Origin of the sequence: Flavobacterium sp. 22659, assembly GCF_052044235.1 — a bacterium.
GTDB lineage: Bacteria > Bacteroidota > Bacteroidia > Flavobacteriales > Flavobacteriaceae > Flavobacterium > Flavobacterium johnsoniae.
Genome location: NZ_JBQEMU010000010.1, coordinates 1 through 21,854, shown reverse-complemented (window position 1 = coordinate 21,854; position 21,854 = coordinate 1). Strand labels below are relative to the sequence as shown.

At 34.3% G+C, this 21,854-nt stretch carries 17 protein-coding genes; 3 read left to right on the top strand and 14 right to left on the bottom strand.

The genetic code is table 11. The features are described from left to right. Nucleotides 1-76: 76 nt before the first annotated feature. Entirely contained in the window at nucleotides 77-850 is a 774-nt protein-coding gene (locus ACTJIW_RS11795) for an XRE family transcriptional regulator (protein WP_121362064.1), read from the top strand. A 230-nt stretch (nucleotides 851-1,080) separates the two neighbouring features. Here ACTJIW_RS11795 and ACTJIW_RS11790 read toward each other — a convergent pair whose 3' ends face one another. The 10 genes from ACTJIW_RS11790 to ACTJIW_RS11745 form a co-directional block, all read right to left on the bottom strand. Next, nucleotides 1,081-1,842, bottom strand: a complete 762-nt coding sequence (locus tag ACTJIW_RS11790) for a phosphatase PAP2 family protein (RefSeq protein ID WP_121362063.1) — start codon at nucleotides 1,840-1,842, stop codon at nucleotides 1,081-1,083. Nucleotides 1,843-2,182: 340 nt separating this feature from the next. Beyond that, nucleotides 2,183-3,898 carry an ATP-binding protein gene (locus tag ACTJIW_RS11785; RefSeq protein WP_440714329.1) on the bottom strand — a complete coding sequence of 572 codons (1,716 nt, stop codon included), beginning with the start codon at nucleotides 3,896-3,898 and terminating at the stop codon, nucleotides 2,183-2,185. Between the two features lie 138 nt (nucleotides 3,899-4,036). After that, a complete protein-coding gene (locus ACTJIW_RS11780; RefSeq protein ID WP_149208299.1) occupies nucleotides 4,037-5,161 on the bottom strand; it encodes a sensor protein KdpD in 1,125 nt (374 codons plus the stop codon). Between the two features lie 82 nt (nucleotides 5,162-5,243). Beyond that, nucleotides 5,244-6,323: a porin gene (locus ACTJIW_RS11775; protein WP_121362061.1), complete on the bottom strand. Its 1,080-nt coding sequence runs from the start codon at nucleotides 6,321-6,323 to the stop codon at nucleotides 5,244-5,246. 395 nt (nucleotides 6,324-6,718) lie between these two features. Then, a complete protein-coding gene (locus tag ACTJIW_RS11770) occupies nucleotides 6,719-7,270 on the bottom strand; it encodes a K(+)-transporting ATPase subunit C (RefSeq protein ID WP_440714328.1) in 552 nt (183 codons plus the stop codon). A 247-nt stretch (nucleotides 7,271-7,517) separates the two neighbouring features. Continuing rightward, on the bottom strand, nucleotides 7,518-9,575 hold the full coding sequence (gene kdpB, locus ACTJIW_RS11765; RefSeq protein WP_440714327.1) for a potassium-transporting ATPase subunit KdpB: 2,058 nt from the start codon (nucleotides 9,573-9,575) through the stop codon (nucleotides 7,518-7,520). 195 nt (nucleotides 9,576-9,770) lie between these two features. Next, on the bottom strand, nucleotides 9,771-11,492 hold the full coding sequence (gene kdpA / locus ACTJIW_RS11760) for a potassium-transporting ATPase subunit KdpA (protein WP_440714326.1): 1,722 nt from the start codon (nucleotides 11,490-11,492) through the stop codon (nucleotides 9,771-9,773). Between the two features lie 74 nt (nucleotides 11,493-11,566). Further along, entirely contained in the window at nucleotides 11,567-11,644 is a 78-nt protein-coding gene (gene kdpF, locus ACTJIW_RS11755; RefSeq protein WP_081909388.1) for a K(+)-transporting ATPase subunit F, read from the bottom strand. A 145-nt stretch (nucleotides 11,645-11,789) separates the two neighbouring features. Then, on the bottom strand, nucleotides 11,790-12,071 hold the full coding sequence (locus ACTJIW_RS11750) for a DUF7674 family protein (RefSeq protein WP_012024048.1): 282 nt from the start codon (nucleotides 12,069-12,071) through the stop codon (nucleotides 11,790-11,792). A 354-nt stretch (nucleotides 12,072-12,425) separates the two neighbouring features. Then, nucleotides 12,426-13,769 (bottom strand): sigma-54-dependent transcriptional regulator, encoded by a 1,344-nt coding sequence (locus ACTJIW_RS11745; RefSeq protein ID WP_440714325.1) that lies wholly within the window; start codon nucleotides 13,767-13,769, stop codon nucleotides 12,426-12,428. Nucleotides 13,770-13,936: 167 nt separating this feature from the next. Between ACTJIW_RS11745 and ACTJIW_RS11740 the strand changes: the two genes are divergently transcribed. Further along, entirely contained in the window at nucleotides 13,937-15,148 is a 1,212-nt protein-coding gene (locus tag ACTJIW_RS11740; protein WP_440714324.1) for a polysaccharide deacetylase family protein, read from the top strand. Between the two features lie 135 nt (nucleotides 15,149-15,283). Here ACTJIW_RS11740 and ACTJIW_RS11735 read toward each other — a convergent pair whose 3' ends face one another. The 4 genes from ACTJIW_RS11735 to ACTJIW_RS11720 form a co-directional block, all read right to left on the bottom strand. Further along, entirely contained in the window at nucleotides 15,284-18,820 is a 3,537-nt protein-coding gene (locus ACTJIW_RS11735) for a M1 family aminopeptidase (RefSeq protein ID WP_440714323.1), read from the bottom strand. Nucleotides 18,821-18,824: 4 nt separating this feature from the next. Then, nucleotides 18,825-19,709, bottom strand: coding sequence for an ABC transporter ATP-binding protein (locus tag ACTJIW_RS11730; protein WP_440714322.1), 885 nt, complete (start codon nucleotides 19,707-19,709; stop codon nucleotides 18,825-18,827). A gap of 118 nt (nucleotides 19,710-19,827) precedes the next feature. Then, nucleotides 19,828-20,034, bottom strand: coding sequence for a helix-turn-helix domain-containing protein (locus ACTJIW_RS11725; protein ID WP_012024053.1), 207 nt, complete (start codon nucleotides 20,032-20,034; stop codon nucleotides 19,828-19,830). Between the two features lie 2 nt (nucleotides 20,035-20,036). After that, nucleotides 20,037-20,552: a DUF2975 domain-containing protein gene (locus ACTJIW_RS11720; RefSeq protein WP_440714321.1), complete on the bottom strand. Its 516-nt coding sequence runs from the start codon at nucleotides 20,550-20,552 to the stop codon at nucleotides 20,037-20,039. A gap of 174 nt (nucleotides 20,553-20,726) precedes the next feature. Here ACTJIW_RS11720 and ACTJIW_RS11715 point away from each other — a divergent pair, with 174 nt between their 5' ends. Continuing rightward, nucleotides 20,727-21,743: an LLM class flavin-dependent oxidoreductase gene (locus ACTJIW_RS11715; RefSeq protein WP_440714320.1), complete on the top strand. Its 1,017-nt coding sequence runs from the start codon at nucleotides 20,727-20,729 to the stop codon at nucleotides 21,741-21,743. Nucleotides 21,744-21,854: the final 111 nt, after the last annotated feature.

The window sequence follows — 21,854 nt, the reverse complement described above, 5'->3', positions numbered from 1 at the left end:
TTTACATTTACAAAATTAGCACAGACAGTAACATTTTTTTATATATTTGCTGTTCCAAATTATAACAAAATTAATTATGTCCTTATTTTCAGACAACATCAGAGCATTAAGGGTGAAGCATAAAATATCGCAGGAGAAATTAGCTGAAAACCTTAGTATTACCAGAGGAAGATACGTGAAATACGAAGATGGAACTTCGGAAGCACCGTATGACATTTTAAAGAAAATTGCGTTATATTTTCATATGAGTATTGACTTGATATTATCTGTCGATATACGCAAAATTGATGTACAAAATTTGATAAAACTGGAAGGTAACCGACTTATTCTTCCTATTCAGGTTGATAGTTTTGGAGAAAATTATATCGAAATTGTATCTCAAAAAGCAAAAGCAGGATATTTAAACGGATATGCTGATCCAGAATATATTGAAAGTTTACAGCAGATTACACTTCCGTTTTTAGGACCTGGAAAACATCGCGGATTTCCCGTTGAAGGCGATTCAATGCCTCCACATGAAGATGGTTCTATTATTATTGGCCGTTATGTGGAAAAACTGGGAGAAGTTATGGATGGCAAAACCTATATTCTTATTACGAAGAATGAAGGAATGGTATATAAGCGTCTCAATAAAAACAAAAAGAACGCCTTGGTTTTGGAATCGGATAATAGTTTTTATCCAAATTATGAAGTGAAAGCTTCTGATATTTTGGAGATTTGGGAATACGAATGTAATATCGGCCGTTCTGATAAGAAACAAGAAATAACAGAAACTGGAGTAATGAAAGATTTGCTTTTAGAATTGAAAAGGGAAGTTCGAGAGATTAAGAATAATACTTCGAATACATAAAAAGAGTTTTTACCACTCCCGATAGCTATCGGGATTCACAGATTAAAAGGATTGTTTTTTCGCCACGAATTGCACAAATTTTCACAAATTTTTTATTCAAAATATAATCAACATAATTCGTGAAAATTTGTGCAATTCGTGGCAAACAAACTATACAAAGTAGTAAAAAATCCTTTTTAATCTGTGGCTTAAAAAACTTTGTGTCTTAGCGCCTTTGTGGCAAAAAAAAACTAAAAAACCTTCACAAATCCCAATCCATATTGCTGCCCGTTATAAAAAGGCATTATCATAGAAGTTGATTTATTTTCGGCTGATGACTTGAACAGTTTCTTGGTAATATATGGATTGACCCAATAGGCAATTTTCGTACTCAAAATTCCAATTCCAGCTCCGGCAGCAACGTCTGTCAGCCAATGGCGGTTATTGTAAATTCTGAAAAGCCCAGTTCCGGTTGCAACAGCATAACCTGCAATTCCGTACCAAATCGATTTGTCTTTGTATTCTTGATATAAAAATTCGGCACCCATAAATGCAGTTGCAGTATGCCCGGAAGGAAAAGAGTTATTCGAACTTCCGTCAGGTCTTTCTACATGCGAAATCGATTTTAAACCCAAAACCGTTGTAGCCATAATTGCATACGAAGTCACAAGGATTACAGAACGGTCACGCATATTATTTTTACCTTTTACGCCAAAAGCATTCAATGCATATACTGATGCAGCGGGAGCGTATTGAGAAAAATCATCAATCGTAATTTTCTCGTCAATGTCTTCAGCAACTTCATCTTTAATCTGGTGATTAAAACTCAAAAGCTGATCATTTTTTAAACCAATTACACCATAACCAATTAATACACTCGGAATAATTAATTGTTTGTAATTGAATTTTAAATTATGAGAAGTACTGTCAATTTTTGTGATCGAATCATTTTGCTGTGCATTCGCAGAAAATAATACGAATAAAAATACAAGGGAAATCGTTTTGTGGAACATTGTTTTTGTCGTTTATATTTTGCAATAGTAACGAATGTTCAACGCTGTTATTTTGGTCTTAATAGAACCTTAAGCTAACTTTAATTTGTTGGTTTTAAATGAGGTAGTTGGATTAAGATTGGCTTATTTTTATTTTATTCAGATTGATGATTTTAAGTAAATAAGTCCCAGCGGGACGATATATTTATAGAAAATTTATTAGGCGTGTTTTTTAAGCCCCAGCGGGGTGAAATATGTCGCTCCGCTGGAGCTTATTATCAACGTGAATCAAATTAGCTGTAAATATCTCGCTTCTCCGAAGCTTTTTTAATATTTTTTCTTTTAATAATTCACAATTCTTCTAAACCTTCAGCGAAAACCAAAACGTACTTCCTAATCCCAAATTACTCTCGACCCCAACACTTCCGTTTTGGGCTTCAATAAATTCTTTGCTTATCGCCAAACCTAATCCCGTTCCAGATTTTTGACTGCCCGGAACTTGAAAATATTTATCAAAAACCTTGTCTTTATATCTCGTGTCAATTCCTTTTCCGGTATCAATAACCTGAAAAACCATCTGATTATTTTCTTCTTTTAATTTAATGAGAATCGTGCTTTTTTCAGACGAATATCTAATAGCATTCGATAAATAATTAATCAAAACCCAGCCTGTTTTTTCGGCATCGGCTTTTACATTTTTGAGATTTTCATTGGCATCAATAACTAACTGAATCTGTTTTTGATCTGCCTGAACTTTTACAGCTTCTACGGCATATTTTACAATTTCATGCGGATTACTTTTTCCAATATTCAGCTGAATATTTCCAGTTTCCAATTGCGATAAATTCAATAATTCTCCCGTAATTTTCAACAAACGCTGACTGTCATCTTTTATACTTTCAACCAATTGTTTCTGGTCGTCGTTCATGTCGCCTGTTTTGCCATTTTCAAGTAATTGTAGACTTAGTTTTATAGAGGCAATTGGTGTTTTTAATTCGTGCGAAACGGTGGCAATGAAATTCGTTTTAGCAAAATCCAATTCTTTAAAAAGCGTAATATTTCGCAGAATAATTACATCACCAATATTAATTTCTTTTTCTTCGCCAGTTGGCGTTATGGTTATGTTGTGAATCTCTTTTTCGAAATAACTCTCTTTTCCGTGAGCAAAAATTTTGAGAGGCTGTTTTTTTGGAGTTTCACCTTCTTTCAGAATCAAAGAACGAATCAAATCATTAGAAACTGCCAATTCAGAAGCGGTTTTTCCAATAATATCTTCGGATTTTAGACCAATAATTTTCAATGCTTCATCATTTACAAACAAAACAATTCCTTCGTTATCCAAACCAATAATAGGATCATTCATATTATTGATGAGGGTTTCCAGCCGTTTCTTTTCAAAAAGAAGTTTGTAAACATTGCTGTCATGATATTCTTCAAGCTTTTGCGCCATGGTATTGAATGATTTCGCAAGATCTCCAAATTCGCTATGACTCGTAAAATGAACACGTTCGGAATAGTTTTTATTGGCAATTTCCTTAATACTCTGAGTTAACTCTCTAATAGGATTCGCAATATTATTAGGCAGATTAACCAATAAATTAAAAGCAATCAGAAAGCATAAAGTTCCCACAATGGCAATCGACAAATTAGCTGTTTCAGCCGAATGTTTAGCGATATCGCTTTTCTGTTTTATGGCGTCCAGATTCAGCTTCATAATCGCAAAAATATCATGACGAATCTGAGCTTTTACAGATTCATCAGCATTGTTTTTTGCTAAAAGAGCAAAACTAGCTTTTAGTTTTTCGGTAGCTTGTTTTTCGCCCGGTTCTGTAATATTTTGAGTCTGCTTTTCGAGATTTTCCTCAAAACTCTGAATTGTTTCTTTTGAATCGGACTTTATTCCGTCTAAAGCAAAAATCATATTTCTGGAATATTCCAGTGTATTATAATTGGATTTCAGAATATTCTCGGTGTCCTGCTTAATCAGAAAAACCGAATAAGCACTCACTAACGAGAGAATGATGATCATTAAAAATAACAATCCTACACCCAGATTCAATTTGGTTTTAATTCTCATGATGTTTATTTAAAAACAAGTTTTTTTTATTTGAACCATTAAGATATTAAGGAAATTAAGCTTTTGAACTTAATGAAACTTACAAAGAGAAAATTAAGTATAGCCTTTATTTTCTTAATATCTTAATGGTTAGAAAAATTACGACAGTATTACAAGATCAACATTAGATAAAGACAATTTGTTTAGCAAACGCCTAAAAATTGTTGTAGACAAAATTACTTTAAACAAATTAAAATGCGGTTTTCCGATGCACACAGTTGTAATTTGTTTTTCTTCTACCGTTGTTAAAATAGCATCTGTAATATTTGAATTTTCCAATTTAATAACCTCTGCACCTAATTGCACTGCGAGTTTAAAGTTATTAATTAAATGTCTTTGTTTATCAAGTGCAATCCTATTACTGCTTTCTTGTGGCGTTTCTACATACAAAACATACCAAGAACCGTTGTAATAACTCGCCAATCTAGCTGCTTTTCTAATAATGATTTTAGCAGTTTTCTCATTACTGCTTATACATGCCAAAAGCTTTTCATGCCGTAAAGCATGCAGATTAGGAACTTCATTTTCAACTTTTCGAACCACCTGACTCGCTACTTCTTTCAAAGCCAATTCCCGAAGTTGTAAAATCTGTTCCGATTTAAAAAAGTTCGTTAAAGCCGTCTGAATTTTATCTGGAGTATAAATTTTTCCTTCTTTCAAGCGCGCAATTAAATCTTCAGATGTCAAATCGATATTCACGACTTCATCTGCCAATCGCAAAACATTATCAGGGATGCGTTCCTGAACATCAATATTGGTAATTCGTTTTACATCTTCATTTAAACTTTCAATATGCTGAATATTAACCGCCGAAATCACATTAATTCCCGCTTCCAGAATCTCTAAAACATCCTGCCAGCGTTTTTCGTTTTTGCTTCCTTCAACGTTCGTATGCGCCAATTCATCAACAATAACTACTTCTGGACGAAGATTTATTATAGCCTGAACGTCGAGTTCTTCCAGTTCTTTTCCTTTATAGAAAATGGTCCGCCTCGGAATTATAGGCAAACCTGCTAATAATTCATGCGTTTCCTTCCGCATGTGCGTTTCGATGTAGCCGATTTTCACATCGATTCCGTTTTTCAATAACGAATGCGCTTCCTGAAGCATACGAAAAGTTTTGCCCACACCGGCGCTCATCCCAATGTAGATTTTAAACTTCCCCTTTCGTGATTTCTGGATTAAATCGAGAAAGTGCTGTGCGTTATTATTTTCGTTTTCCATAATTTTTGCTTTAAGCAATAAGCTTTAGGCTTTAGGCAGTATAACTCTAAAAAGCTTACTGCTTAAAGCCTATAGCCTAAAGCTAGAAAGAAATCGCCAGCGAAGTCGTTACAAACGTATTCGTGTCCGTTAGGAGATTGTCTTTATTGGTGAAGATTTCGTCTTTACTCGAAAGATTTCTTGCTTCAATTCTAAACATAACATTATCAGTAACTAAGTAATCAAAGTTAGCTGAAAATCCGTAAGTTTTAAAACCGTTTGGCGTTTCAGTTGCGATAATTACACCTTTTTCATCACTATAATATTCACCTCGTACGGCAAGCTGAATCTTGTCAACTGGTTTATATTGCAGAATCAAAACAGGCGAAAACCAAGTATCGTATTTGTTACTATTTTTAGCCGATTGCTGAGATCCAATATCAAAACCAGCCGTAATATTTGTCTTTTCCGTTACCTTAAATTGTCCATAAAAGTTGTTGAAATAACGCCACTTTTTGTCAATATCCGGCTGTTCATTTCCAACATAAGTACTCCAGTTCAAAATAACTCGGTCAGATGGTTTGTACGTAATCTGAGTTCCAAAAGCCGGAGTTTGATTGCCTTTTACTTTCTCAATTCTTTGCCAGCCATTTAAGTACATACCCGCCAAATACCATTTTCCAGATTCAGATGTATAACCAATTTTAACTCCCGTTTCATAATAAGGAGAATTCTCAGCCATAATACTTCTTGTTAAAGTCTGGCAGTCTTTTCCGATTGCACTTTCAAATCCAATATGCGAAGGCATGATTCCCGCATCAACCCATAAATTATGGTTTTTCGAAATCTTTACACCAACATTTGCTTCGTAGATATTTTTCAGCAAACCTTGTTCTGCCGACATGTTATACTCGGCATAAGTTCCAGCCATCAAGGCAAAATTCCCTCGAATATTTTCCTTCGAATAATTCACTTTCGCCATTCCCAAATTCAGGTTTACCTCGTTGCTTTTATTATAACTGTAAAAAAAGTTTGGCCGAGCATGATTTTCAGGTTTCCCGAAATCATAACTGTAATAAGCGTCTACATATCCTGAAAATGTTAGCGGACTTTTAGATTCTTCTTGTGCTTGTAAATTGCTATAACCAAAAGCGATTAAAGCTGTAAGTATTATTTTTTTCATTTTTGTGGTATTCTATTATTTATTAGTAGATTTTTTAGGAGCTAATCCCGCTATCCGTTTCAATCTTTTCCTGGCTAAAGAAGCCAGAAAAAGGATTTCCACTACTATCGGGGCTAGGGCATTTGGGGTAAAAAGGCGTTTTTGTATTATAATATTTTCATATCCTAACAGGTTTCCAAAACCTGTTAGGTATTATTGTAAGTTTAGTTTTTCGATTCCAATTCTCGCCACAGTTTGTCATTTCGACGTAAGGAGAAATCTTAGCAAGTAGCTCCGCAAAGAATGTCAATCTGTGTCGATCTTGCAACGAAGATTTCTCCTTACGTCGAAATGACAAGAATGCGCATAGAAAAACTTAGAATATCAGTATCTTAGAACCTTAGCATCTTAGAGCTTTAGCGAAGCTGATCCAGCGCCACATTCAATTCCAAAACATTAACCGTTTCTGGACCAACAACAGCAGTATTAATTTTAGATTCCACCAAAGCTTTTACTTTAGCTTCGTCCAGTTTTCTTTCTTTAGCAATTCGTTTCACCTGAATCAAAGCCCCTTGGGGAGAAATATTCGGATCTAAACCACTTCCAGAAGCCGTAACCATATCAGCAGGAATATCAGATTTTTTCAAGTACGGATGAACCAATAAAAGCGTATCAATTCTTTTTTGAACCAAAGCTAGATATTCAGCGTTGCTTGGACCTTTGTTGCTTCCGGCACTTCCCGCTGCGTTATAATCAACAGCCGAAGGTCTTCCCCAGAAATAATTCGACTTATCGAACTTTTGTCCAATTTTTTGGTAACCAACCACTTTTCCGTTAACCGAAATAGTTTCTCCTTTTCCTTGGTTTGGAGCAATTTGTGCGATTCCGTAAATCGCAAGAGGATAAATAACTGCGAACAAGATTAATGTAGCGACAGTAAGTTTTATTATAGAAAATAGATTTTTCATTTTTTTTGAGATTCTAAGGGACTAAGTTGCTAAGGTTCTAAGTTTTTTTTCAGAAGCTTAGCAAATCGAAGTCATGTTTTTAATTAGAGTTTTTAAAGATTCCTGTATTTGCGATTCTAAGAGAAAACCTTAGTTCCTTAGAATCTTAGCATCTCAGTAACTTTTTTCAGGTTCTAAGGAGCTAAGATTCTAAGGGACTAAGAAAAAAACTTAGCGCCTTAGCATCTCAGAACCTTAGCAACTTTTTTTACATAAATAAGACAACTAACAAATCAATTACCTTAATTCCGATAAAAGGAACAATCAAGCCACCTAAACCATAAATCAAAAGATTTCTTTTAAGGATGGCACTTGCTCCAATTGGTCGATAATCAACACCTTTCAGCGCAAGCGGAATCAATATCGGAATGATAATCGCGTTGAAAATTACAGCCGATAAAATCGCACTTTCGGGACTATGCAAATGCATGATATTTAAACCTTGAAGCGCAGGAATCGCAGTAATAAAAAGAGCAGGAACAATAGCAAAATATTTCGCAACGTCATTTGCAATAGAAAAAGTAGTTAAAGTACCTCGAGTCATTAAAAGCTGTTTTCCAATTTCAACAATCTCGATTAGTTTCGTTGGGTCATTGTCAAGATCGACCATGTTTCCTGCTTCTTTTGCTGCTTGAGTTCCGCTGTTCATGGCAACTCCAACATTCGCCTGAGCAAGGGCAGGAGCATCATTTGTTCCGTCACCCATCATGGCTACTAGTCGTCCTTCGGCTTGTTCTTTTCTGATGTAATTCATTTTATCCTCAGGCTTAGCCTCGGCAATAAAATCATCAACACCAGCAGCTTCGGCAATAAATTTAGCTGTAAGCGGGTTATCTCCCGTAACCATAACCGTTTTGATTCCCATTCTGCGCAAGCGCTCAAAACGTTCTTTCATTCCGGTTTTTATAATATCCTGAAGTTCGATAACACCTTGAACTTCATTGTTTTTGATTACGACTAATGGAGTTCCTCCGTTAGACGAAATAGAAATTACTTGCTGTGCTGTATCTTCAGGGAAAGAATTCCCGGCTTGCTGTGCAATGCTTTTTGCGGCGTCTTGTGCACCTTTTCTAATGTTGGTTCCGTCTTTTAATACTACTCCAGAAGTTCTGGTTTCGGCAGTAAATTTTATTGTGTGTGAAATATCTGAGGTAGTTTGTAAAAAGCTTGCTTTAACTTCATTTTTTACATCGATCATCTCACTCAACTCCAAGATACTTTTTCCTTCCGGGGTATCATCTGCAAGGGAACTCAAAACAGCCGATTTTACAAAGTCATCAAAAGAAATTCCTTTTGTTGGATAAAAATTGGTCGCTTTTCTGTTTCCAATAGTAATGGTTCCGGTTTTATCCAAAAGCAAAACATCAATATCTCCAGCAGTTTCAACCGCTTTCCCCGATTTTGTAATTACGTTAGCTCGTAAAGCTCTGTCCATTCCCGCAATACCAATCGCAGAAAGTAAACCTCCAATTGTAGTTGGAATTAAACAGACAAACAAAGCAATAAAAGCCGCGATCGTGATGGGTGCGTTTGCATAGTCGGCAAACGGTTTTAGCGTAACGCACACAATCACGAAAATTAAAGTAAATGCGGCTAATAAAATGGTTAAGGCAATTTCGTTTGGTGTTTTCTGACGGCTCGCACCTTCAACCAAAGCAATCATTTTATCCAAAAAGCTTTCGCCTGGTTCAGAAGTTACTTTCACTTTGATTTTGTCAGATAATACTTTTGTTCCTCCGGTTACAGATGATTTATCTCCGCCTGCTTCCCGAATTACAGGAGCACTTTCTCCGGTAATGGCACTTTCGTCAATGGTAGCCAGACCTTCGATAATCTCACCATCGGCAGCAATTAAATCACCGGCTTCGCAAACGAAAATATCGTCTTTTTTTAATGCCGAAGAACTAATGTTTTTAATTTCTCCGTTAGGTAAAATTTGTTTTGCAGGAGTTTCTTCTCGTGTTTTTCTTAAACTGTCTGCTTGTGCTTTTCCTCTTGCTTCGGCAATAGCTTCGGCGAAATTGGCAAATAAAAGCGTTGCCAGTAAAATTAAAAACACAATTAGGTTATAAGTAAAACTTCCCTGATCGTTTGCACCCATTAATATCGAAACGCAGACAGCAAACATAATGGCTGTTCCAATTTCTACGGTAAACATTACCGGATTTTTGATCATCATTTTTGGATTAAGCTTCACAAAAGACTGCACTAAGGCTTCTTTTACTTGTTTACTTTCAAACAATGATGTGGATTTATTAGTTGTCATTTTTATATTATTTTGTTTAACTGATTTTTTTAAACACATAGAGACATAGATTTTAACTTTCCGAAAAAGGCGTTTCACTTGCATACATTCACATAGCTATGTGTTAGAACTAGTTTCTTTTGATTTTCTTTTTTAGATAAAGAAAAGACTATGTTTCTATGTGTTTAAGATATTTTCAGCATTGAAAAATAGTTATTAATTTAAAGTAAAGAATTCTGCCAATGGACCTAAAGCCAGCGCTGGGAAGAATGATAAAGCAGCGATAATTGCGATTACGGCAAAAGTCATAATTCCGAAAATTGAGGTGTCGGTTTTTAAAGTTCCTGCACTCTCTGGAATGTATTTTTTACCTGCCAGTAAACCTGCAATTGCCAATGGACCAATGATTGGAATAAAACGGCTTAACAGCAATACAATTCCTGTAGTGATGTTCCAAAACGGATTATTATCTCCCAGACCTTCAAAACCAGAACCATTGTTGGCAGCACTTGAGGTATATTCGTATAACATTTCTGAGAATCCGTGATTACCAGGATTGTTTAACCAGCCTGTTGCGTTGCCGTTAAACCAATAACCCATTGCAGTATCATGCGCAGCAAAATAAGAGGCTAAAGCAGTTCCGGCTAATATTAATAAAGGGTGAAGAATCGCGATAAAAGCAGCAATTTTAACCTCCCGCGCTTCGATTTTCTTCCCTAAAAATTCGGGAGTTCGGCCAACCATTAATCCGGAGATAAATACAGCCAGAATAATGAAAACATAGTAGTTCAAAATACCAACACCACATCCGCCGTAAAAGGCATTTACCATCATAGATAATAATTGCATAGCACCAGAAATAGGCATAGAACTATCGTGCATACTGTTTACAGAACCTGTAGAAATTACCGTTGTAGCAATACTCCAAAAACCTGAAATTGCCGGACCAAACCGAACTTCTTTTCCTTCCATCGCTCCGGTTGCTTGTGCAATTCCCATTTTTTCGATAGCAGGATTTCCATTGATTTCACTCATAACTGTTGGAACAACCAAGAGTAAGAAACCAACCGTCATAACTCCAAAAATAATATTCGCTAATTTTCTTTTGTTTAGGAAAAACCCAAGCGCAAAAATCATCGCAAACGGAATAATCATTTGCGCCCAAAGCTCAACTCCATTCGTAAAATAAGTTGGGTTTTCTAATGGATGCGCTGAGTTGGCTCCAAAAAATCCACCACCATTTGTACCAATATGTTTAATTGCAATAAATGCTGCAGCTGGTCCGTGCGAAACTTCTACATGATCACCTTGAAGCGTTGTAATAGCATCTTTACCTTCAAATGTCATTGGAGTACCGCTAAATACTAGTGCTACAGCTACAATTGCTGAAAGTGGTAATAAAATACGAGTACAGCTTTTGATGAAATAATTATAAAAATTGCCCAGTTTTTGTGTAGTTCTTTCTTTCATTGCTGTAAAAATCATAGCGGCAGCAGCCATTCCGATACCAGCAGAAACAAATTGAAGGAACATCAAGACGATTTGTGAAAGGTAAGAAACCCCGCTTTCGCCTGAATAATGCTGTAAGTTACAATTGACTAAAAATGAAATGGCAGTATTAAATGCCAAATCTGGCGTCATAGAAGGGTTATTATCTGGATTAAGAGGTAAAGATCCCTGAAACAATAAGACAAAAAAGCAAAGAAAGAACCAAACCATATTAATGCTTAAAAGTGCTTTTAAGTGTTGTTTCCAGTTCATTTCTTCAGCCGAATTGATACTGCTGATTTTAAAAATAAATTTTTCAATTGGATTGAAAATCGGGTCAAGAAGTGTTTTGTCTCCCAAATACACTTTAGCAATATATTTTCCTAAAGGGATCGCTAAAACAATGGTTAGGATAAAAATACCAATGACGCCAAGTAACTCTGTGTTCATATTATTTAATTTTAGATTGTTGATTTTAGATTTTAGAGTTCTTTGAAAGAATCTTAAATTCTAAAATTCTTTTTTTAAAATTTTTCGGGTTTGATTAGTACATAAACCAAGTACACGAAAACGGCGATTGAAATGATAAATAGTGCAGTCATGATTTAGATTTTTTCAAAAAATTCAACTGACAGAAAACAAATTGCAAACAGTAAAACTGCTAAAGCAAGAAGAAGGATTGTGACCATGATTTTTATTTTAGATTTTTGAGTTCAGATTTCAGATTATGTTGAAGCGATTAAACGATTAAACACCAGAAGCATTAACCTGCTTGATATATTCCGCTTTAAGCGTTTGAGGAAAAAGATGAGAAATATTGCAGTGGCGCATTTCCATAAAAGAAGAAACCGAAAAAACATACACATTAGAAATGGCATTTTTAGTTTCGATGCTTCCGGTTATGAATAAACGTTCGGCAAGAGCCAGACATTTCTTAGCTCTTACTATATTTCCAGAAATAATAGATTTTTTGGTTATCTCAGCAAACCGTTCGGCTTGTTTGTAGATTGAGGTTACTTGATTTTTCATTTGGAATGAATTTTTAATGTTCTTCCTCCTTATGCCAAAATATGTTCCGAAAAAGTTGAGTCACAGCTAAAGTGCTGTCAATAAAAGGGATGTAGTTTTGTGCCAAAAAATAGGCATAAAAAAAGCTTATCATTTTGATAAGCTTTTCTCGTTTTGATATGTTGTTATTGTCAAGCTCCAGAGGAGCGAAATATTTATAGAAATGATGAATCCACATTTATCAGAGCCCCAGAGGGGTGACATATTTTTTTATATTGCATAGGTGTCGCTCCGCTGGAGCTTTTTCTCATTGGCAATAAAATAATCTATAAATATGATGCTTCTCCGAAGCTTTGAGAATTGTAATTGATATTGTTATTGAATTTGATATTCTTCCAGTTTTCTATACAAAGTCGCAATACCAATTTCTAATAATCGAGCCGTTTCTGCTTTATTCCCTTTAGTATAATTTAGAACCTTTTGTATATGCAGTTTTTCAACACTCTGCATGGAGAAAGCCGACATAGGTTTTGAATTATTTTCAGCTTGATGTTGCATTTCGTATGGCAGAACATCCGAAGTTAAAGTATCGCCATTACTCAAAATAACCGATCTTTCGATGATATTTTTAAGTTCGCGGATATTTCCTGGCCACGAATAATTTTCTAATTTCTGCAGAAAATCATCAGAGATATTTAAAGCTTTTTTATTCGTTTTTTCAGAAAATTGCTTCACGTAATAATTAGCCAAAAGCGGAATATCTTTAATTCTTTCTCGCAAAGAAGGCAATTTGATTTCGAAAATATTTAAACGGAAATACAAATCAGAACGGAAACGATGTTCGTCGCTTTCGGTTTTTAAATCTCGGTTTGTAGCGGCAATTAATCTGAAATTTGATTTTTTAGGAGTCGTGTCACCAACCGGAATATATTCGCTGGTTTCTAAAACACGCAATAACTTGGCTTGAAGATCAATTGGCATTTCACCAATTTCATCCAAAAATAAAGTTCCGCCATTGGCTTCCTCGATAAAACCTTTTTTATCTTTTACAGCTCCGGTAAAAGCTCCTTGTTTATGACCGAAAAGTTCGCTTTCTAAAATTTCTTTACCGAAAGTGCTGCAATTCAACGCCACAAAAGATTTTCCTGCACGATTGCTGTTTTCGTGAATTGCCTGTGCAAAAACCTCTTTTCCGGTTCCCGTTTCGCCCATAAGTAAAACAGTCGAATCGGTTTTGGCTACTTTTTGTGCAAGATCAATGACTTGTTCTATTCCTTTCGATTTTCCAATAATGGTATTGAAAGAATATTTATCATTAATGCGTTTTTCTAATTGCTGAACTTTTTTCTGTAAATGTACTTTTTCGACCGCTTTATAAAGCAGCGGAATAATTTTATCATTATCATCGCCTTTTACAATATAGTCGAAAGCACCATTTTTCATTGCCTGAACGCCGTCTGGAATATTTCCAAAAGCAGTCAGTAGAATAACTTCTGTAAGCGGAAAGCTTCCTTTTATATTCTGAAGAAAATCAACGCCGTTTCCGTCGGGAAGTTTTACGTCGCACAAAACGACATCAATTTCGGTTTGTTCCAATTTTTTGAAACCTGACTTTAAATCTTTTGCTTCAAAAACTTCAAATCCTTCTGATTTTATAATACGCGCCAACAGACTTCTTAGTTTTTCTTCGTCGTCTATAATTAAAATTTTGTGTGTCATTTTGCAGATAAGCTAAAACCGAATTGGTGTTTTGATGTACAAATTTAGGTTTAAAATCTGTTCTCTTTTTTGATTCAGAACAAATTATTTTTAAGGACAGAATCAGTTTTAAAATATTTTTTCAAAAAGAAATGTACTTTTAGATCGTAAAAGAACCACTAAAATTTATGTCAAAACGAATTCTACTTATAATCGCTGCCACAATCTTCGGAAGCTTTAATGGCTTTTCAAACGGAATTATTCAAAAAGATTCTTCAAAACCGAAAACTATTTCATTCAAAATAAAACTGAAATCGGCTGATAAGGTAAAAATTGCCGTTTCTCCTTTAAAATACAACAAACATTTTGCGTATAGTTTTACGCTTGATGATGGCTACAGATCGGCTTATTTAACCGCTTTTCCATTATTGAATGGAGGAAAAATCAGTAATCCATCCATTAACGAATGGAAAATTGATCAAGGTGGAGACGGAACAGTTTCAGAAGGACTTTTTTATTCGGACGGAATGGGAAATAAAATTCCGTTTAAATTGGCATTAGCGATCAATGGAGGTTCAATTCGTGATTTGCCTGAAAATCGCGGACATCTTTCTTGGTCAGAAATTAAAGAAATGTACAATGCTGGTTGGGATATTTTGAATCATGGTTTTCATCATGCCACAAAACATGGAACGAATTATTTAACAGAAGTAACCGAAAATACAACTTCGATTAAGCAAAATCTTGATTTTACAATGTCTCATTTTGTAGTTCCTGGCGGAGAAGGTGATGAGAAATATTATTTGGAATACGAAAAAGAAGCTTTGGTCAATGGAAATTTATCTGTTGCTTCTTATTATGGTGTTGGTCCAGTTTTTAAAGTAGATTCAAAAGTAGATTTAGATAAAATGATTTCTGCCCGAACTTTTGTTCAGAGTTCAAAAGACACAACAAGTTTTAAAACAATGGATAAATATTTAAAAACGATAGATTCTATTGTAAAACAAAAAGATCCAGTTTGGTTTAACGAATTCACACACGGAACGGGAAATACAAATCTGTGGAATCTAAGTATGCGTTTTCCTGATTTCAAATACTATATGACAACGCTTGCCAATAAATACGGATTAAAAGGAAATGATTCGATCTGGATGGCACCGTGGCAGGAAGTTTACGAATACATCTGGTTAAGAGACCGAATAAAAGTCGATTTCCAGCAGAAAAATAAAGAAGTAATAGTAACAATTCTGCGTCCAGAAATTCCAGAAACTTTTAGAAATCGAGATATTTCATTAAACATAGAAACTCCATCAAAATTTGAAATCGAATCAAGCAAAGATTTGAAAATAAAAGACGATGGCAAAACAACTCACAAACAGATTTTCATTCAATTAAAATAAAAAAAAATAATAGCCACAGATTAAAAAGATTATTTGGATTTTTAATTTTAGCGAAAGAAAAAAAATCATTTTAATCCTTTTAATCTGTGGCAAAAAAATAATTAGTGAAAATTTGTGGAATTTGTGGCAAAAAAACTAATCAATTTCCTTTTCGTTATCCTTTATAAAAGTGTCAATATTCATTAAAAGAGGATCAATAACAATACGATGAGGTTTGTTTTTGAATTTAATTTTTCCTCCAACTATATTGTTTTTGATTGGAAATGTGTAGCGAAATAACTTTCCGTTTTCATCATAAATTCCAATATCAATTGTTTTGTCATTGTCAATTTGCTTTCGAACTCCCGTAGCATTTTCAATATATTTTTCAGAATCAGCTTTAAAGGAGATTTCATATAAATTATTCTTTTTCACACTTTCAACTTTAGAAATCTTAGAAGAATAAGTAATAATCTTTTTAAACATTTCATCCAGTTTTGAATAGAGTTTAGAATCTGTAACCAAATAAATCTCTTTCAATAAATCTTCAGAATCTGGAATTGGATTAGGATATTTGTAATGATTCAAGAAATTTTTCAAAGCCAGATTTACTTTTTCTTCACCAATTAAAACTCGAAACTGATGCATCACCAGCATTCCTTTATCATAAGGTAAATGCGGAGTTTCATAATTTGTTTTATATAAAGGAGTTTCGGGCTCATAACTTCGACTGCTCAAATACAAATCCAAATGAATTTTTAAAGTTTCTAAGGCTTTTTCCAAACCATGTTCTTTTTCATACAACATCAATTCGGTGTATTGCGCCAGCGTTTCGGTCAAAATCCAGCTTCCTTCTTTTTGTTGGGGACTGATTTGCGAATTTCCCCACCATTCATGCGACAATTCATGAGCTGTCAATTGATTGATGATATCTTCTTTATCGTGATTATTCAAGTTACTGTAGAATCCAAAATTCTCTTTCATAAAAACTGTGGACGGATACGAAGTCGCCGCAAATCCATCCGCGAAAGCAGAAACCTCGGCATAACGAATTGTTTTATATGGGTATTTGCCAAAATTGTTTTGACAATAATCTAAAGTATTTTTTACATCTTGAATTAGTTTGGCAACGTTTCTCGAATGTCTTTTATCATAAAAAACTTCAATAGAGATGCCTTTGTAATTTGTTTTTTGAATTTGATATTCAGCAGAAGAAAAAGCAAAGCGAAACGGAATCTTTCCATTAGATTTATAGTGAAAATAATTTCGGCCGTCTTTTTTCCAATTTCCAATTAAATCCCCAACGCCAATTGCTGTTTGATTTTTAGAAGTCGAAACCACAGCATCATAATCAATAAAATCGTTTGTTGTTTTCGATTTATCCTCAAGTTTTTTAAGCGGAGTCTGTGGTTTTAAATGCCTTTTTGCTCTCTCTTTTTTACTGCTGATTTCATTCGATTCTTGATAACCAAAACATGGAAAATAACGGCTTATTCGCATAAACGAACCATTTTCAATGATAGAATTAAACGCAGTATGACCTTTAAACGGCGACCACGAAGATTTAAAAGAAAAACTCATTTTTATTTTCTGATGAGGTTCTAAAGGTTTTTCTAATCGATACCAATAATGCTGAAATTCAGAAACATCATCTAGATTTTTTGCATTCTCAATTTCAACAGAAGTCAGTTTCGAATTTCGATCTATATATAGGAGTAAACTATCAATAGGTTTTTCAGTATTATTCACCAATTCATAAGTGCCTTTTACATCATAACGATTTTCTTCTGGGAACAAATCGACATTACTTTTTACAGAAACTATCGTTGGCTGTAAAAGATTTGTATATTTTTTAAATTGCTTTTCGTATTGCTCGCTCCAATTGTTAACGTCATCTTTGGTCAAATACGGATATTCAATATTAGTTTTATAAAAAAGATAAGTTCCAAAAGCGATGAAAAGAATACTTCCAAAAGCAAAAGTTGTTTTTTGAATAGTATTAAATGAATTTCTACGAAAGGTTTTTACAATTGAAGCGTTTCTTTTCCATAAAATTCCTGTCAAAGTAAGAAGCATTAAAGCCAATCCAAAATTGTAAAGCATTGAAATATGAAACGGAAAAGTATAACTTCCGAAACCATTCAAATCAAAATATTCTCTTTTAAAAGAATCTCCGAATCGAAATAACGGATGCGAAATTCCTAACTGTTCTCCAATTCCAGTACAAAATAAGAGAACAAAAAATGCCGAAATTCCCAACCCTAAATATTTGTTTTTGATGAAAGTCTGAATTGCGATCACTAGAATAGAAATCAAAAACAATGGAAATCCGATATAATAAAACATCGAAAAGTAAAGTCCAGCTTCAATCGGTGCATTTGCATGTATGATTTGAAAAGCAATTCCAATAAAAATGCTAATTCCAATCAAGATCAATGGAATTATAAAAAGCGCTGTCAGTTTCGAAAGCAAAACTATAAATTGAGAATACGGCGCTGTATTTTCAAGCATTTCAAATCTCGAATTTTCACTTCGATTCAATAATTCACTGCTATAAAAAAGAGTAACCAGAATTAATATGAAAGGCAAACGATCCATTATGGTTGAAATCATCAAAGCTGTATCGGTAATTTTTTCTGCCAATCTGATTCCGCCGTCAATTTCATCTGAAATCTCAATCATTAATAATCCCGAAAACAGAAGAACAATCAGTAAAAATGGAATTCCTTTTAAAACCAAATAAATATCCATTTTCAAATTGCTTGTAAAAACAGCCCAATTGTGTTTTGAAGTTTTAAATTGCTGTTTCGGAATTACAGCAGAAAATATTTGTGTCTCTTTTTTACTGATTTTAACTGATTTTATCTTTTTAGTTTTTGTTTTTCGAAATGAAAACAATTTATACGAAACAAAAATTAGAAGAAAAGAAACACAAGTCCACAGGATTCGATTGAATAAAAAGTTTCCTGAAAGCGTAAGTAGTTGTGTGTTTTTTTCTATCGATGTCCAATATCTCGTTTGTTCCAAAAAAGCGGCCAACCCAAACGGATCTATTTTTGTTGCCAAAGACATTGCTTTCGCGGAAGACGGAGAAGCATTTGCAAATAAAGGCGAATTAGAAAAAATAGAACCCGCTATATATAATATGTAGATGAATAAGCCGCCAACATAAACAAAAAGTTTACTTCTTGTAAGCCAAGCCATCGTTGCAAGAATTGAAAGGCACAAAAGAATATTAGGAATTACAATTACAAAATAAGGCCAAACGTAATTTAGGATTTCAAAAGGACCAATTTCGCTTTTAGGAATCCATGACATTTGATGTCCGATAATCATTCCTATAATAAACATTCCAAATGAAGAAACGGAAATTATAAAGGCTGTGATAAATTTACTTCCCAAAAAATAAAACTTAGAAATAGGAGTAGAGAAGATTATTGAATCAAATTTGGTTTCATATTCTTTTAAGAAATGCTGTGCAACTTGAAGCGTGGTAGAGAAAATTGTCATTAGCGAAATCAAACCAATCGCATATGTAAGCACATATGGGCTATTTTTGTAAGCACCCGAAAAAGAAAAGTTCGCAAAAGCACTCACAAAAAAGCCTAGAATAAGATAAATAATAAATGTGGCATAAAATGTCCAGCTTCTGGTATTGTTATGCCATTCAAATTGAATTAATTTCGAAAGCATAACGTTATTTTTTAAGTTGATTTTGAGCTAAAACACTAAAATAAACATCGCTTAAATCTGGCGAGATCAATTCGAAACCGGAATCTGGGCGTTGATGGGAGAAAACGTGAATATTGATTTTCCCTGAATTTAAGTTGGACGAAATGATGTTAAATTTCGATTGATATTCTTTCAGTTCTGTTTTCTGAACCGCTTTCATCCAAATTTTATCTTTCAAAGAATCGATTGCTTCATTTGGTTTTCCTTCCAAAATCAATTTTCCGTTGGAGATAATTGCCATTTTTGGACATAAATCGCGAACATCTTCTACAATATGAGTCGATAGAACTACAATAATGCTTTCGCCAATTTCACTCAAAAGATTATTGAAACGGTTTCTTTCCTCAGGATCAAGTCCAGCAGTGGGTTCATCCACAATAATAATCTTCGGATTTCCCAATAAAGCCTGAGCAATTCCAAAACGCTGACGCATTCCACCCGAAAAAGAATGTACGGCTTTGTCTTTGTGTTGTAGTAAATTAGTTTGTTCCAGCAAATACAAAATTTGATCGTGACGTTCTTTTTTATTGACAATTCCCTTCAAAATTGCCAGATGATCCAATAAACGATAAGCAGAAATCTTTGGATAAACGCCAAATTCCTGCGGAAGATATCCAAGATTCTCCCTAATAAACATTGAGTTTTCGAGAATATTGATTCCGTTAAACTCGATAATTCCCGAAGTAGGTTCCTGCAAAGCAGCAATGGTTCGCATTAAAGTCGATTTTCCTGCGCCATTCGGACCCAATAAACCAAACATACCGTTTGAAATTTCAAGCGATAAATGGTCAATCGCCTGCGTGCCGTTCTCATACGTTTTGCTTAGATTTTTGATTGATAAACTGTTCATTTTTTGATTGATTTAGATGATTGAATTAAACTATGATTTGAAAAATTTAGGCAATAGAACGCCTGTCGGCTTCAAAAACCGATTTATTAAGAGTGAAATAAAATTTTAAAAAAAAAAGCTATTCTGCCACGTATTCTAAAATATCGCCAGGCTGGCAATCCAATATTTTACAAATAGCTTCGAGAGTATCAAACCGAATTCCTTTTGCTTTTCCAGTTTTTAGAATCGATAAATTGGCAGGCGTAATATCTAGTTTTTCTGCCAACTCTTTACTCTGCATCTTGCGTTTAGCAAGCATTACATCAACATTTACAATTATTGGCATAGCTATATAAATAAGTCTTGTTCGTTTTGAAGGTTTAAACCTTGTTTAAAAATGGCAGCTAAAAAATAAGCAAAAGCGCCGAGCATTCCGTGCAATATGATAAAAAGAGCGACTTCATTATCTAGAGGAACAAAGAAGAACGCAAAAAATATCACGATGCTCGGAATTAATAGATTTGATATATAAAAACGTTTTAAGTGTACAACTCCATTTTGAGTGAATAATTTTGGCTGAAAGAAAACCTTAAAGACATTACTGCTCAATAAAAAGAAAAGTCCGTACAAACTGAGCGGTGCTAAAAAATCAAAAAGAATATAGGGCAAATTGTAATCTCCAAGCATTAAAGGATGAGAAGTAAAAGGATAACAAACCTGAAAATACTTTCCGTTGTCCTTAAAAGTCAAGAATAATCCTGTTATCAGTGTAAAAACAGAATATGCAGCCAAAAAGAAATAAACCACAGCCAAAAAACGGGTAAAATAAAATAATATTCTGGATACAATATGAGTTGTCTTCATATATTGAAAAGTTTGATTGATATTGCAAATGTATAATTAATTATTGTAAAACAATAATTAATTATTAAAAACTGTACTTTTAGAAAGCTTTAGAAATATTATAAATCTATTAACATTAGAAAATAAAAGGCATCCATATAAATGAGTTAATTTTGTAGACTAGCATTTTTTTATATGAAAAACCCAATTTCAGTCTCATTATTAGACCTCGCTATTATCACTCAGGATAGCAATGCCACAGAAACATTTCAAAAAACAAAAGACATAGCGCAATTAGCAGACAATTTAGGATACAAGCGATTTTGGCTTGCAGAACATCACAATATGGCACACGTTGCAAGTACAGCAACAGTGGTTTTAATTGGTTATGTAGCAAGTCAAACCAAAAATATTCGTGTAGGTTCTGGCGGAATTATGCTTCCAAATCATTCTCCTTTAGTAGTTGCCGAACAATTTGGAACTCTGGAAACGCTTTATCCAAACCGAATCGATTTAGGTTTAGGAAGAGCACCGGGAACAGATCAGCCAACTGCCGAAGCAATTCGTAAAGATTTTTTCGAACAAGCACAGCGTTTTCCACAAAACGTAAGCAAACTTCAAGAGTATTTTTCAAGTGAAAATGAAACAGGAAAAGTTCGTGCATTTCCAGCCGAAGGCTTAAAAGTGCCAATTTGGATTTTAGGATCAAGTATGGATAGCGCAGCTTTGGCAGCAGCTTACGGATTGCCTTATGCTTTTGCCGGACATTTTGCTCCAAAACTAATGATTCAGGCATTTGAATTTTATAGAGAAAACTTCCAACCTTCAGAGTATTTAGACAAACCAAAAACAATGGCTTGCGTGAATATCATTGCAGCAGACACAAACGAAGAAGCAGAATTATTGTCTACAAGTTTGTATCAAATGTTCCTCAACCTAATTAGAAACGACCGCAAAGGTTTACAACCACCGGTTCCATCATTAGACGATATCATGAACGAAGCAGAACGTTTCCATGTCAATCAAATGACAGCCGGAACCTTCACAGGAAACAAAGAGCAATTAAAAACCGATTTGAAAAAATTCATCGACTACGCCAGAATAGACGAACTAATGGTAACAAGTCCAATCTTCGATCATCAGGCAAAATTAAAAAGCATCCAGATCACAAAAGAAGCAATCGACAGCCTAAACGAAAGTATACATATATAAGTATACTATATATAAGAGTAGATTTCATTCTCATAACCCGACAGTTTTTGAAAATCTGTCGGTTTTTTTTTTGTGTATACATATATAAGTATGGTATTATGATTTTCAGGA